The following is a 13837-nucleotide window of genomic DNA, read 5'->3' as shown; positions in this document are numbered from 1 at the left end:
CGGCACCTGGCGGACCTCGCCCGCGCGGCCGGCCTGGCCTGCCTGATCATCGAGCCGGCCGGGCGGCGGCTGGAGGGCGCCGCACCGGTGGCGGTCGAGCTGTCGCGCGACTGCCTGGCCGCCGGTGACCGCCGTGAGCGGCTCGCCCCGCACCCCTACGCCAGTACGGACGCCGCCTACCTGTACTTCTCCACCGGGACGGGCGGCGAGCCCAAGCCGATCCTCGGCCGTTGCGACTCACTGTTCCACTTCGTGGAGTGGGAGATCGAGGAGCTCGGCCTCCGTGCGGGGACGCGAGTGGCGCAGCTGACGTCGCCGTCGCACGATCCGTACCTGCGTGACGTGTTCGCGGCTCTGCTCACCGCGGGTACGATCTGCGTCCCCGACGGCGGGGAGACGGTGCTGTCGCCGTTCGAGCTGAGCCGCTGGATCGAGCGAGCGGAGGTCGAGCTGCTGCACTGCACGCCGACGGTCTTCCGGAACCTGTGCCGGGCCCTGCCGGGCAGCGGCGGGTTCCCCCGGCTCAGGCACGTCGCGATCGCCGGGGAGCAGCTCTTCGGCAAGGACCTGCTCCCCTGGTACGCGGCGTTCGGCGACCGCGTCCAGCTGGTCAACCTCTACGGCCCGACCGAGACGACGCTGGCGAAACTCTGTTACCGCGTCTCGGCCGCTGATGCCGGGCGCGCGGCCGTCCCCATCGGCAGGCCCATCAGGGACACCGCGATCACGGTGCTGCCCGGCGGGGAGCTCGTCATCGAGACCCTTTTCGGCACCCTCGGCTACCACGGGCGCTCGACCCTCACCGATCAGGTCTTCCGGCCGCATCCGCTGGAGGCGCGGGGGCGTCCCGTGGCCTACCGGACGGGCGACCTCGTCCGCGTCCTGCCGGACGGGAACCTGGAGTTCGCCGGCCGGAGCGACCGGCAGGTGAAGCTCGGTGGCGTCCGCGTGGAGCTGGACGGGGTCGAGCGCGTGATCCTGCGGCACCCGGACGTGAGCCGGTGCGCGGTGGAGCTGGAGCCGGAGGGCCGGCTCGTCGCCTACTACGGTGGCCCGGAGGCGCCGGACGGGGCGGCGCTGCGGCGGTACCTGGCGGAGCGGGTGCCGGCCTCCATGGTCCCGGCCGGGTGGGTCCGCGTGCCGTACTGGCCCGTCAACGTGAACGGGAAGACCGATCGGCGGCAGCTGGCCTCGCTCGTCCCGGCGCCCCCCGACGGGGACGCCGAGCCGGCGCGTCCCGATGTGGGCGCCGGCCCCGAGGAGGGCTCCCCGACCGGCCGTCTCCTGGCGCTGTGGCGGGAACTGCTCGGCGATCAGGCGCTCGGTGTGGACGACGCGTTCGTCGACAGCGGCGGTGACTCGCTCTCGATCATGCTGCTGATCGCGAAGGTGGAGGAGATGTTCGACTACGAGCTCCCGCTGGCCGAGGTCTTCGAGGACCTCACCGTCAGGCGGCTCAGCCGGCTCGTCGACGCGGCCGGGCGAGGTGCCCTGTGACCTACTACGAGGACTTCCTCTCCGGCGTCTATGACAGCTCCCCGTACTTCGGGCAGGGCAGGATGCGGGAGCTGGACCGGTTCAACGCCTTCTATTTCGAGCGGCTCCGCGAGCCGGGCGCCCCGATCCTGGAGTTCGGGTCGGCGACCGGCATGCTCACCATCCCGTTGGCCCGCGCGGGCCACACGCTGGACAGCGTCGACAACTCATCCTCGATGCACAAGGTGCTGGCGGGCAAGCTCGCCCAGGAGAGCGAGCAGGTCGCGGGCCGGGTCAACCAGATTTTCGCCGACGCCCTGACCTATCAGGGGCCCGGACCCTACGACACGATCGTGATGCCCGAGGGCATACTGATCGCCATCCCCGACGCCGACGCGCAACTGGCGCTGCTCAGGAGCTGCCACCGGAACCTGGCGGCGGGGGGCGTGCTCCTCACCGACTTCTTCCAGCCACGGTACGACGTGATCGCTCAGGGAGGCCTGACCGAGTACAGCCGGTTCCGGACGCCGTCGGGAGAGACCTACCTCATGGAGATCTCCTTCTCCAACGACAGCCATTCGCAGGTCCAGGAGTGGCGGGTCACCTACTCGCGCGTCGAGGACGGCGAGATCGTCGAGACCACCGGCGTCGTCGTGAAGTTCCGCTACCTGTTCTGCTCCGAGGTACGGCTGATGCTGGCGGCCTGCGGCTTCCGTGATGTGGAGATCGATGTGGACTACGCCGGCGGGCGCGGCTTCGCGGTCGCCGCGAGGAAGGGGACGCGGACGTGAAGCCGGCCGCTGTGGAGACCCGCCTGCTGGCCTGTATCCGGGCACACCGCGCCGAGCTCGACGGCGTGGGGCCCGGCGGCACCCTCGTGGACCTCGGCTACGACTCGCTGAGCTTCATCGAGCTGGTGCTGCGGGTGGAGAACGAGTTCGGCGTCGAGTTCGACGACGAGCGGCTCGACTACCGGCGCTTCGAGCGCGTCGGAGATCTTCTGCGCTACGTGGAGTCGCTGCTCGCCGCGGCCGGCCGCACATGAGACCCGCGCGACCGGCGTTGGGTGGCCGTCGAGCCGATCAGCCGGTGACGCTCGGCCGGCCGTTCTCGACGTGGCCCATCAGGCGGCGGGTGAACGCCGGGTCGTCGGCGCAGCCGATCTCCACGTCGTACCAGCCCTGGGAGTCCTCCAGCGGCCAGACCACGTCCTTGGCGCGGCCCGGATGGAGAACCACGGTCCGCTCCTTGTCGCCGTAGGCTAGCGCCCGCACCTTGAGGCGGACCCGCGCTCCGCCCCGGTTGACGATCTTCAGGCAGAGCTCCCGGGGGTGGACGGCGATCGCGCTCGTCACCTGCACGCCCGCGGCCCTGCTCCGCCGCGACCCGGCGAACTCGCGGCGGAAGCCGTTCGGCCCGGTCAGCACCAGCCGGTAGGCGTCGCTCCGGAGCGGGATCCGGCGGGTGGCGGTGCCGAGCACGTCGAACTGGAGCGGCTGCTCGAACTCGCCCGCGTACGGGTAGAGCGCCAGGTGCACGCTCTTCCGGCCGCTGTTGGCGAGGGTCAGCTCCAGGGTGTCGCGCCTGACGCGGGCCCAGGCGTCCGGCTGGTACGGCAGGGCGCGGGCGGGCTTGCCGCCCTCCTCCTGGACCGGCATCGCCTGCTCGGCCGGGGGCGCGGGCCGCCAGCGGCCGGTGAAGGAGGGGACCGGGGCGGGCCTGGCCGGGGCGGGCGGCGACGCCGTTCCGGAGAAGTCGAAGGCGGAGGTGAGGTCGCCCGCGACCGCGCGGCGCCACGGCGTGATGTCGGGGAAGCGCACGCCCAGCCAGCGCTCCAGGAACAGGACCGTGGACGTGTGGTCGAAGATCTCCGAGCAGACGTACCCGCCCGCGGTCCACGGGGAGACGACGGTCATCGGCACCCGGACGCCGAGCCCGATCGGGTGGCCGCCGTAGTGGTCGTCCGCCTGGTCGGCCGGGGGCAGCGGCGGCGGGACGTGGTCGAAGAAGCCGTCGTTCTCGTCGTAGGTGATGAACAGCACGGTCGACTGCCAGATCTCCGGGTGGGAGGCGATGGCGTCGAGGAGGTCGTAGGTGATCTGGGCGCTCTGGATGGGCGAGGAGGCGCTCGGGTGTTCGGAGTCGGCCGCCGACGGGACGATGTAGCTCACCTCGGGCAGCCTGCCCGCCTCGATGTCCGCCCGTAACGACGCCACGAGCTGCTTGGCCGGGGCGCGGCGCAGCGCCCGGTCGAACAGCTCCCGCTCCTGCGCGGTCAGCTGCGCCACCCCCTCGTCCAGGCGGGCGAGCAGCCGCTGCCGCTCGGCCTCCGGGGCGCGGACGAGAGCGCCGTAGAAGGCGTCCATGCTCCTGTGGTCGCCCTGGAGCGCCTTGCGGGCGATCTGCCGGAAGCGGGCGAAGAACTCCAGGTTGTTGTCCTGGTAGTTGTCCCACTCCTGGTAGACCTTCCACGTGCGCCCCGCGGCCTGCAGGATCTCCCCCGCGTTCGCCCAGGTGTAGCCGGCGTGGGTGTCCTCGTCGTAGGCGGCGTTGTCGACGGCCCGCCTGCTGGTGCCGGGCTCGTAGCCGGTGTGGCCCGAGACGTGGTAGTTCCGGTTCGGGCTGGTCGACGACAGCACGGAGCAGTGGTAGCCGTCGCAGATGGTGAAGGTGTCGGCCAGCTCGTACTGGAGCGGGATGTCCTCGCGCCGGTAGTACGTCATGGTCGCCGGGGTCTTGGCGGGGATCCAGCCGTCGTTCCAGCCCTTGGCGGCGGCCTGCTGGCCGTCGTTCCAGCCGTGCGGGAGCGCGGTGATCCACTGCAGGTCCCTGCCGACCTGGTCGGCCGCCTCGCGCACCGGGAACGGCAGCACGCCGCCCGCGCCGTGCGGCTGCTCGAAGACGGGCTTGCCGTTCCTGAGGGTGATCGCGTTGCGGTCGCCGAACCCCCGCACACCCCGCATGGTGCCGAAATAGTGGTCGAAGGACCGGTTCTCCTGCATGAGGAAGACCGCGTGCTTGACGGCGGACAGGCCACCCTGGGGAACGGGCATCGCCAGCGCGCGGTGCACGGATGGCGGCAGGAGCGAACCCGCCACGGTGCCGCCGACGACGCCCGCGCCCAGGGCGAGAAAGTTCCGGCGGGACGGACCTTGGGACATGGTGAACCTCACGATCTATGCGAATACGTGCTTGTCGCGAGCGCCGACACCGCTCGGCGGTCCAGCTTGCCGCTCGGAGTCCTGGGCAGCGACGGGACCAGCTCGATGCCGGCCGGCACCATGTGCTCGGGCAGCCTGCCGCGCAACAACGCCGCCGCCTCGGCCGGGTCGAACTGCCCGGGTCTCGCCACCACGTACGCGAGCAGCCGCCGGCCCTCCGCACCGTGGCCGGCCACGGTGACCACCGCTTCCGCGACGGCCGGCATGGACTTGATCAGAGCCTCGATCTCCCCCAGCTCGACCCGGAAGCCACGGACCTTGACCTGCGTGTCCTCGCGGCCGAGGCACTCCAGCCGGCCGTCCGCGCCGACCCGCCCGAGATCTCCCGTACGGTAGGCGCGCACGGCGGGATCCACCGGATCGGGCACGTAGGCCCGTGCCGTCAGGTCGGGCAGGTTCAGGTATCCGGGGCCGACACAGTCGCCGGCGATCCACAACTCGCCGACCTCGCCGTCGGGAACCGGATGGCCGTCCTCGTCACACACGTGCACCCGGGTGCCGCTGATCGGCGTACCGATCGGCGGCAGTGCGGGCCACGAGGACACGTCCGCGAGCAGCGGGTGCCAGGTCGCGACGTGCGTCTCCGTCGTCCCCCACTGGTTGACCAGGCGACAGCCGGGCAGCCTGTCGAAGAGCGCGCGGATCTGGTCGCCGATCTGCATCTGCTCCCCGGTGGTCAGGATCTCCAGCAGCGGATGCGCGCCGGGCGAGGCGTCCTGGGCGAACAACGCCAGTGACTGGAGCATGACGAACGGCAGGAACAGCCTGTTGACACGCTCGCGGGCGATCAGATCCCACAACGCCTGGGGGTCGAGCCGCTCGTCCTCCGTGCAGCACACCAGGGTGCCGCCCTCGCCCAGCGTGGTCAGGGTCTCCTGGAAGATCACGTCGAACGAGGCGGGCGAGAACTGCAGGGTGCGGTCGCCGTGCCCGCACCCGCTGGTCGCGATCTGCCAGGCGATCAGGTTGGCGAGGTTGTGGTGCTCGTAGAGCACGCCCTTGGGGCGTCCCGTCGAGCCCGAGGTGTAGACGATGTACGCCAGGTCATCCCCGGGCGCCCCTGCCGGCGGCGGCGACTCTCCGGAGAGAGCAGCGAAGATCATCGAGCCGTCGCCGGCCACCGCCCTCCGGTATCCCAGCCGGTCCAGCGGCTCCGCGTGCCCGATCACCAGCTCGACCCCGGCGTCGTCGCACATGAAGCGCAGCCGGTCGCGGGGGTAGCTCACGTCCAGCGGAACGGCGACGCCGCCGGCACGCATGACCCCCAGGATCGCGGCGATCAGGTCGCTCGAGCGCTCCAGGTGGAGCCCGACCCTGCCGCCCGAGCCGGCGCCCAGGTGGACGACCCGCTGCGCGACCCGCGAGGATCTGTCCCAGAGCTCCTGGTACGTCACGGCGTCTCCGGGAGCCGACACGGCCGGTGCGTCCGGTGCCGCCCGCACGCGTTCCGCGACGGCGCGGAGCGCCGGGGGAAGGCCGTCATCCGTTCGCCTGTGGCCCGTCATCCGGTGCCTCCTGTCACCCGTCATCCGGTGCCTCCTGTCACTTGTGCCAGCCGTCTTCCGACGCCGGGTGGAGCGTGATGTGGCGCGGCCGCTCACCCCGCAGCAGCAGCCGGGCCAGTGCGCGCTCGATCTCGGCGACACGACGCGGGCCCGGATCACGCACGTACACGTCCAGGTCGTAGTGGCATTCACCGTTCGCGGCCCGGTGCACCCGGGTCGCGGAGCGGCGCACTCCTGGGATAGACGATGCGATCTCCCTGATCGAGGGCAGCCAGACCTTCTCCCCGTTGACGACCACGGAGTCGGCCAGGCGGCCCCTGAAGTAGTGGTAGCCGTCCCGGTCGATCTCGAAGACGTCGCCGGTGGCGACGGTGCCCGGCGCCACCAGCGGGTCCGGCCCGCCTTCCGGCACCCGCCGGCGCAGCACCGTCTCCGACTCCACCAGCAGTTCGCCCGAACCGTCGCCGAACCCGGGCGGACGCAGGCGGGTCCGCACCCCGGGCAGTGGCAGGCCCACCGAGGCGTACCGGTGCGGCGGCTCCTCGTGAGCCGCCAGCGTGGCGACCCGCGGGCCCGCCTCGGTGAGCCCGTAGGTCAGGTAGAGCCGCCTCCCGGGTGAGAGCAGCCCGGTCACGTGCCGGGGATGGAGCGTGGCGCCGCCCACGGTCAGGACCCGCAGCGCCTTCGGCGGCTCGAAGCCCGACTCCGCCAGCCCGGCGGCCAGGGTGGGGGTCAGCGAGGAGATCCCGACGTCGTGCCCGCGCAGCACCCGGTGGTAGGCGCCCGCCGTGAAGGGCGGGCCGGACACCACCAGCCGGGATCCCTTCACCAGCGCGGCCATGGCCTGGGCGACCAGGGCGTAGGAGTAGTGCAGCGGCAGGTTGACCAGCACCGTGTCGTCCTGCCGCTGGCCGATCGCGTCCGCGTGCCGGCGGGCGTTCGCCAGCAGTGCCCCGATGCCGTGCAGGCAGCCGCTGGCGAGGCCCGACGTGCCGGACGTCATCAGGATGACCTCGCCAGCGGAATGACGTCGCCGTTCGGGCCATGGGAAGAACAGCACCTCGGCGTCGCCGGTGGTGTGGGCGCGCCGCCCGCCGTAGCGCTCCGGCGCGATCCTGGGTGCGATCAAGGCGGCGGCGCCGAGCCGGCGGGCGATCTCGGTCACGCGCGCGGCACCGGACGCGGGGGCCAGCGGAACCGGCACTCCCCCCGCGTGCAGGACGGCGAAGAAGAGCGTGAGCAGAGCCTTCCCGTTGGGCATCGCGATCAGGACCGGCGATCCGGGGACGAGGCCGAGCTCGGCCAGCCGGTTCACCGCCTCGGACAGCGGCGCTGCCCGCTCGGTCCGGTCGGCTTCGACGGTGTTCGCCAGGAACCCTTCGACGTGGTCCACCCCGGGGATGCCGCCCGCCTGCCCGCTCACCGGCTCACCGGCGATTCGGGTTCGGCGGCGAGCACCACGCTGCGCACCCGGTGACCGCCCTGCGCGTCCACGCCGTGGACGCTCACGATGACGTACGCCGCCGCGCCCGAGCGGAGCCAGGACCGGGCGAGCACACGGGCGGTGGGCAACCCGTCGCGGGCCCCGGTCGACAACGTCAGCGCGGGTCCCCTGAATCCGTGCACGATGCAGGCGAGGCTGCCGGCGGTGCCCGGGCTCGCCCCGGCGAAGCGCAGCGGGGACACCCTGCCCCCGGCCGCGGAGCCGGCGACCGCCCGCATCGTGTGCCGCGTGCAGTGCGCGCTGACGAGGATGGTGCCGACGTCGTCGCGCGCGGCGGCCACGTCCCCGGGGCAGGCGGTCAGGGCGTCTCGCACCGCGTCGGCCACGAGCCAGGCGACGGGGTCCGCGTAGAGGTTCGGGATCGAGCCGCGGACGGTGGTCAGCTCGGGACGGTACGCCTCACCCCGCGCCACCGTGGCGAGCCCGGTGAAGTTCACGGCGCCCCCTCGAAGGCGAGGCAGGTGTTGAAGCCGCCGAAACCCAGCGTCACGCTGAGCCCGAGGTCGCCGTCGAATCGTGCTGCGGCACCTGCCGGCAGGGGCAGGGGGAAGCCGGGCATGGCCGCGGCGAGGCCGTGGACGGGCGGGACGACGCCGTCGCGCAGCGCGAGGAGCAGCGCGACTGCCTCGATCGCTCCCGTGGCGCCGAGCGTGTGCCCGAAGGCCCCCTTGGTGGCGAACACGACGGGCCGCGCGGGTCCCGCGAAGACGCGTCCGTAGGCGCGGCACTCGACGAGGTCGTTGGCGGGCGTGCCGGATCCGTGCGCGTTGATCACCGCGACGTCGCCCGCGTCCCGGCCGGCGGCCCGCAGCGCGCCTGCCACGGCGCGTACCACGCCGTCGCCCGACATGTCCGGCGCGGCGAGGCCGGCGGCGTCGTTGGACGAGGCCGCACCCGCCAACCGGCCGTACGACGGCGCGCCGCGCGCCACCGCCGAGTCGCCGGACTCCAGCACGAGGAAGGCGGCGCCTTCACCGAGCAGTGTCCCGTCGCGGCCGGCGTCGAAGGCACGCAACGTGGTCGGGGACATGGTCCCCAAGGCGGAGTGCCCCAGCCTCTTGGCCGGGGTGAGGATGTCCGCCGCCCCGCACACGCAGATGTCCTCCTCGCCGGAACGGATCAGCTCCGCGCCCACCATCAGGCTGTCGGAGCCGGAGGAACACGCGGTGGTGACGGGAACCGGCGTCTTCAGCGGGCCGAGCCCGCGCACCGCGTCGCGACTCCAGCCGTCCAGGAGGCTCACATCGCCGGTGTCCAGGTGCGGGCCGTAGCTGGTGCCGAGCACCGGCCGGGGCCGGGAACCGGCGGCGCTTAGCCCGGCGTCGCGGAGGGCCGCGGCCAGCGTGCCCCTGGCCAGCGAAACCTGGCGCTCCACCGGATCCTTGTCCAGGGGAAGGCCGGGCAGCGCCGCCGCCCGGCCGTTGCGCAGCGGATGCTCGCTCGGCACGTCGGCGATTCCGCTGTCCCCGGCGAGCAGGGCCCGCCACACCTCGTCGAGCCCGGAGCCGAGCGCCGTGCTCCATGCCATTCCGGTGACCCGGACCTCGACGCCGTCGCTCACCACAGTTGCTCGCCCAGATCCGCCACCTTGACCCGTACGAGAGTGCCCTTGAGCACCGCCACCGGCCTGCCCTCGACCGTCGCCCGGCCGGAGAAGAAGAACGTGGTGTCCTGGATCCGGTCGCTTCTCACCTCGAAGATCACCTGGTCGCCGGGCACCACGATGCGCGTGAACCGCGACTTCATCGAGCCGATCAAGGTCAACTCGTCGTCGGTGAGCCGGGAGGTGCTGAGCTGGTACAGGATGATGCCGGACTGCGCGAAGGCCTGGGTCAGGTGGCTGGCGGGGAAGATGGCCCGCTCGGGGAAGTGGCCGGCGACGGCGTCCATGTTGCCGGAGACGAACATGCTGCTGGTCAGACAGGCGCCCGGTTCGTAGTCGAGGACCCGGTCGAGGTAGAGCATGGGATGCCGGTGGCGGAGCCACTCCTTGATCTCGGTGAATCCCATCGTCCTGCGCGGCGCGGGTGCGAGGTCAGCCGGCTGCTGCATGGTGGCGGCACTCCTTCAAGAGGTCTTTGAGGCGTCCGGGCAGGGCCGACGCGGCGCCTGTCGCGCGGTCGACCGCGCAGAAGGTGAGGGTCCCGGTGACCAGTGGCGTGGCGTCGGGGGCGCGCAGCACGGCGCCGGACAGCCGGAACCGCACCGCGCCGACGTGCTCGACCCCGATCTCGACGCTCACGCGGTCGAGGAACCGGGCCGGCGTTAGGTAGCGGACGGCGAGCTCGGTCACCGCGAGGTCGAGGCCGGCCTCGGAGAGGACCGCCAACCCGACGCCGAGACGGTCCAGGTTCTCCAGGGCGGCGGTCTCCAGCAGGGAGGGATAGCGGGCGAAGTGCACGACTCCCGACGCGTCGGTGTCGACGTGCTCCACCCGGCGGCTCACCGCGAGCATCGTAGTGAGCATGGTCATCGCGCGCCCCACGCCGCGGAGCCGAGGAAGGACCGCGAGCCCTCGGCCAGCCCTGCCACGATCGCTTCGATGTCGCCGGCCGTGGCGACGAGAGGCGGGGCGATCCGCATGGTGGGGAACACGTATGGCAGGCCGTGCGAGCGCCGGCCGGCGCCGGCCATGAACTCGACGTACACGCCGCTCCTGATCAGGTGAACGCGCAGGTCGTGGAGCCGGCCGGCGGCGCGTTCCGTCAGCTCGACGCCGTGCATGAGGCCGACGCCCCTGGCCTGCTTGTACAGGTCGGGGAACCGGCCGACCAGCTCCCGGCCGAGCAAGGGCCCGAGGCGCTGACCGAGGGCGCGCGACCTTTCCAGGAGCCCCTGTTCGTGGATGTGATCCAGCCCGGACCTGATCACGGCGCAGGTGATGGGGCGGAGATCGGAGGTCGCGACCGCACCCGAACCGCGCACGGTGAGCTCGCGGCGCGCGATCACCATCGAGGTGGACAGCGCCCCCATGCCGAGACTCTTGCCGATGACGGTGACGTCGGTGGGGATCGGCCCCTCGTGGTCCGCCATGGCGAAGAAGCGGCCCGTCTTGGCGAAGGTGAGGATCTCGTCGGCCACGAGCAGGGCGCCGCTGTCAGCGCACAGCCGGGCGAGCTCCCGAAGGTAGCCGCGCGGTGGTACGAGGACGCCCGCGTCGCCCTGGACGGGTTCGACGACGACGGCGAGCAGCCGGTGGCCCGTGCGGGCGAAGTATTCCTTGGCGATGTCGATGTCGCCGAACGGGATGTGCTCGGTGACCAGGCCGAACGGCCCCGATGCGGCTGGGGCGGGCAGTCCGACGCGGTAGTGCCGCCGGTTCAGCAGCGGCAGCAGGCCGCCGGTCCAGCCGTGCCAGGCCCCTTCGAAGGCGAGGATGACGTCGCGGTCGGCACGCCCGGGGACTGCGCGCAGCCGGCGGCGGTCGAAGCGGGACTCCAGTGCCAGCCGCAGCGCCAGCTCCATGCCCTCGGAGCCGGAGTTGCGCCCGCTGACGTGGTACTCGCCGGGTGTGAACTGCCCCGCGAACAGGCCGCCGGGCGTGAACAGCCGGTCGAGCAGGCGGGATCGCTCGAGGGAGGCGACCTCGTCGGTGACGTATCCGGCCTCCAGCACCGCACGGGTCAGCGCGGCGCCGACCACCGGCGACCCGGCGCCCAGGCAGGCGCTCGCGTACCCGCCGCCGGCGTCCAGCACGCTGATCTGCCGTCCCGCGTCCGGGCCCGCCAGTTCGACGAGCCGCTGCACGATCCCCTCCGCGCCGACGCAGCCGAACGGCATCCGCCCGCCGCCATAGTGATCCATGTGCAGGGCGTCGGCCGACCAGGCGGCGAGGAGGCCGGGAGAGCGGGTGGCGCTCAACCTCCCGCTGCCTTCAGTTCGCGTACGAGAGCGGACAGCGACCGGATGCTGGCGAAGTGGTCGGGGGTGAAGTGCTGGTCCGAGATCTGGACGCCGAACTTGTCCTCGCACTGGACACGCAGTTCCGCGAATCCCAGCGAGTCCAGTCCGAAGATGTCCCGCAGGCTGTCGTCGAGGTTTATCTCGCCCTCGGTGACCTCGACGAACAGGTCGCCCACGAGAGTCGACTTGATGGTTTCCTGAATTTCGTCCACGTGGCACTCCTTTTACACGGCACATTTGCCGTGGATTCGCAGAACAGTAAAAGGCGGAGGATGGGGATTTTCGTCGAACCGCACCCTTGCCCGCGAATGCGCGCATGGAGCAGCGAGCAGCTGCTGAGATGGGCTTCTATGGGTGTATGACGACGACTTCGCCGGCAGGCCAGGCCGCGTCCCACGTGATCACAAGCTACGAATCGGGCCAGTCCGATGTCAACCCCTGGCTCGGCAGAAAAAATCGATTAACTCCGCCGACCGCTTCCGGTAAGCCGCGGTTCACTTAACACAAATGCGCGTTCCCGAACACGGATCCGTCTGGTAACGTCCTCCGCCGGATCCAGTCGATCATCATCGGTCACCCTTCTTCGACATCGCGACGTCGCGTCTTTCATATGGGCGCGACCGCGAATTCGCGCACGCATCACGCGCCTGATACAAGGTTCCGCGCTTTATGCGAACAGAAACGTCTCGATCGGGGATGCCACGTGCACCAGAAGATCACCCGAGTCCGGCCTCACATGGTGGTGAAGCGAACCGGCGACCGGACGCCCATGTCCATCGCGCAGCGGGCGCTCTGGCTGGTGGAGCAGACCATGCCGGGTACCGCCGCCTACAACGTGCCGGTGGGTGTGCGGCTCGACGGCGACCTGGACGTCCTCCGGCTGAAGCGGGCGATCGGCCGGGTGGTGGCCAGGCACGAGATCCTGCGGACGACGTTCCCCCAGGCCCCGGCGCAAGAGCCGGACCAGCGGATCGGCCCGCGAGCCGAGCCGGATCTGCCGCTCACCGATCTGAGCCACGAGTCGCCGGGGCGCGGCGAGGCGCTGGCCGCGCGGCTGCTCCAGCGCTGGGCCGACGAGCCGTTCGATCTCGTGGCCGGCCCGCTGATCCGCACCCGGCTGATCCGGCTCGCTGCCGGCCGGCACGTGCTCGGCATCGTCATGCACCAGCTCGTCTGCGACGGGCCGTCCATCCACCTGCTCTTCGACGAGCTCGCGGGGGCGTACGCGGAAGAGGCCGACCTGCCGCCCCTGCCTGTGCAGTTCGCCGACTACGCGGCCTGGCAGCGCGGCCGGCCGGCCGACACCGACGGCCTCGCCTGGTGGGGGGAGCAGCTCGACGGCGCCCCGACGCTCCTCCCGCTCCCCACCGACCGGCCGCATCCCCCCTCACGCGGCCCTGCCGGGGCCACGTGCACGCACCTCCTGCCGGGGCCACTCATGACCGAGGCGTTCGCGCTGGCCAGACGGCTGCGGGTGACGCCGTTCGCGCTGACGCTCGCCGCGTACGCGGCGCTGCTCGGCCGGCTCACCGGCAGCCGGGACCTGCTGATCGGCACCCCGGTGAACGGCCGGCTCTCCGCCGAGCTCGACCCGCTGATCGGCTTCTTCGTCAACACGCTCCCCGTGCGCGCCGATCTCTCCGGCGATCCCGCGTTCGGCGAGCTGGCGCGGCGCGTCCACCGGCGTGTGCTGGACCTGCTCGGCCATCAGGAGGTCCCCTTCGAGAAACTGGTCGAGCTGCTGGCCCCGGATCGCGGTCCCAGCCACACGCCGCTGGTGCAGACGTACTTCACCTTCGAGTCGACGCCGCTGGCCGATCCCCGCCTGCCTGGCCTGGCCGCGACGCTCGTCGACGTCATGCCGTCGGCCGCCAAGGTGGACCTCGATCTCATGATCGTGAGAACCGCCGCGGGCCGCGACGACTTCCAGCTCTCGATCACGTACAGCACCGACCTCTTCCACGCGACCACGATCAGCGCGCTGGCTGACCGCTTCCACCGGGTGCTGGCCGCGGGCGTGGCCGATCCCGGCGTGCCGCTGCGCTCGCTGCCGGTGCTCGCCGACGCCGAGCGGCGAACGATCCTCGGGCAGTGGAACGCCGCGCCTCCGGTCGCCGGAGCCGCGCTCGTCCACGAGGGGTTCGCGAGCCGGGCGGCGGACGCGCCGGACGCCCTCGCCGTCCGCGCCGACGGCGTCACCCGTACCTTCGGCGAGGTCCGCGAGCGGG

Annotated in this window: 13 protein-coding genes; 4 read left to right on the top strand and 9 right to left on the bottom strand. The window is 72.0% G+C overall.

Features of this window, described 5'->3' with window-relative positions:
- The 3 genes from DQW85_RS15100 to DQW85_RS15090 all read left to right on the top strand — a co-directional run.
- Positions 1–1497: non-ribosomal peptide synthetase (locus DQW85_RS15100; protein WP_162795005.1), on the top strand; the 1497-nt coding region annotated here is incomplete at its 5' end.
- A complete protein-coding gene (locus DQW85_RS15095; protein WP_113700941.1) occupies positions 1494–2267 on the top strand; it encodes a class I SAM-dependent methyltransferase in 774 nt (257 codons plus the stop codon). The genes DQW85_RS15100 and DQW85_RS15095, both read left to right, overlap by 4 nt.
- Positions 2264–2521 (top strand): acyl carrier protein, encoded by a 258-nt coding sequence (locus tag DQW85_RS15090; protein ID WP_113700940.1) that lies wholly within the window; start codon positions 2264–2266, stop codon positions 2519–2521. Before DQW85_RS15095 ends, DQW85_RS15090 begins: the two co-directional genes overlap by 4 nt.
- Before the next feature lie 37 nt (positions 2522–2558).
- Here DQW85_RS15090 and DQW85_RS15085 read toward each other — a convergent pair whose 3' ends face one another.
- The 9 genes from DQW85_RS15085 to DQW85_RS15050 are packed head-to-tail and all read right to left on the bottom strand — an operon-like array spanning position 2559 to position 11821.
- A complete protein-coding gene (locus DQW85_RS15085; RefSeq protein ID WP_113700939.1) occupies positions 2559–4637 on the bottom strand; it encodes a phosphocholine-specific phospholipase C in 2079 nt (692 codons plus the stop codon).
- A gap of 8 nt (positions 4638–4645) precedes the next feature.
- Entirely contained in the window at positions 4646–6202 is a 1557-nt protein-coding gene (locus DQW85_RS15080) for an amino acid adenylation domain-containing protein (protein ID WP_162795004.1), read from the bottom strand.
- A gap of 37 nt (positions 6203–6239) precedes the next feature.
- Positions 6240–7625: a class I adenylate-forming enzyme family protein gene (locus DQW85_RS15075; protein WP_162795003.1), complete on the bottom strand. Its 1386-nt coding sequence runs from the start codon at positions 7623–7625 to the stop codon at positions 6240–6242.
- On the bottom strand, positions 7622–8143 hold the full coding sequence (locus tag DQW85_RS44495; protein ID WP_162795002.1) for a coronafacic acid synthetase: 522 nt from the start codon (positions 8141–8143) through the stop codon (positions 7622–7624). Before DQW85_RS44495 ends, DQW85_RS15075 begins: the two co-directional genes overlap by 4 nt.
- A complete protein-coding gene (locus tag DQW85_RS15070; RefSeq protein WP_162795001.1) occupies positions 8140–9267 on the bottom strand; it encodes a beta-ketoacyl-[acyl-carrier-protein] synthase family protein in 1128 nt (375 codons plus the stop codon). Before DQW85_RS15070 ends, DQW85_RS44495 begins: the two co-directional genes overlap by 4 nt.
- A complete protein-coding gene (locus DQW85_RS15065; protein WP_113700935.1) occupies positions 9264–9758 on the bottom strand; it encodes a 3-hydroxyacyl-ACP dehydratase FabZ family protein in 495 nt (164 codons plus the stop codon). Before DQW85_RS15065 ends, DQW85_RS15070 begins: the two co-directional genes overlap by 4 nt.
- Positions 9742–10179: an acyl-CoA thioesterase gene (locus DQW85_RS15060; RefSeq protein WP_205315141.1), complete on the bottom strand. Its 438-nt coding sequence runs from the start codon at positions 10177–10179 to the stop codon at positions 9742–9744. The genes DQW85_RS15065 and DQW85_RS15060 overlap by 17 nt, the downstream gene beginning before the upstream one ends.
- Entirely contained in the window at positions 10176–11567 is a 1392-nt protein-coding gene (locus tag DQW85_RS15055; protein ID WP_205315140.1) for an aminotransferase class III-fold pyridoxal phosphate-dependent enzyme, read from the bottom strand. Before DQW85_RS15055 ends, DQW85_RS15060 begins: the two co-directional genes overlap by 4 nt.
- Positions 11564–11821, bottom strand: a complete 258-nt coding sequence (locus tag DQW85_RS15050; protein ID WP_113700933.1) for an acyl carrier protein — start codon at positions 11819–11821, stop codon at positions 11564–11566. The genes DQW85_RS15055 and DQW85_RS15050 overlap by 4 nt, the downstream gene beginning before the upstream one ends.
- Before the next feature lie 524 nt (positions 11822–12345).
- On the opposite strand from DQW85_RS15050, the gene DQW85_RS15045 reads away from it, so the two are divergent.
- The coding region (locus tag DQW85_RS15045; protein ID WP_240197192.1) for a condensation domain-containing protein at positions 12346–13837 on the top strand (1492 nt) is incomplete at its 3' end.

It is taken from the genome of Nonomuraea lactucae (genome assembly GCF_003313395.1).
Lineage (GTDB): Bacteria > Actinomycetota > Actinomycetes > Streptosporangiales > Streptosporangiaceae > Nonomuraea > Nonomuraea lactucae.
Note: the sequence above shows the minus strand (reverse complement) of the source record. Positions and strands in the feature narration are given on the sequence as shown.

What these genes read in the sequence shown, in the direction of transcription:
- DQW85_RS15080 (WP_162795004.1), bottom strand. Translation starts at nt 6,202, where the DNA reads ATGACGGGCCACAGGCGAACGGATGACGGCCTTCCCCCGGCGCTCCGC.
- DQW85_RS15060 (WP_205315141.1), bottom strand. Translation starts at nt 10,179, where the DNA reads ATGACCATGCTCACTACGATGCTCGCGGTGAGCCGCCGGGTGGAGCAC.
- DQW85_RS15065 (WP_113700935.1), bottom strand. Translation starts at nt 9,758, where the DNA reads ATGCAGCAGCCGGCTGACCTCGCACCCGCGCCGCGCAGGACGATGGGA.
- DQW85_RS15085 (WP_113700939.1), bottom strand. Translation starts at nt 4,637, where the DNA reads ATGTCCCAAGGTCCGTCCCGCCGGAACTTTCTCGCCCTGGGCGCGGGC.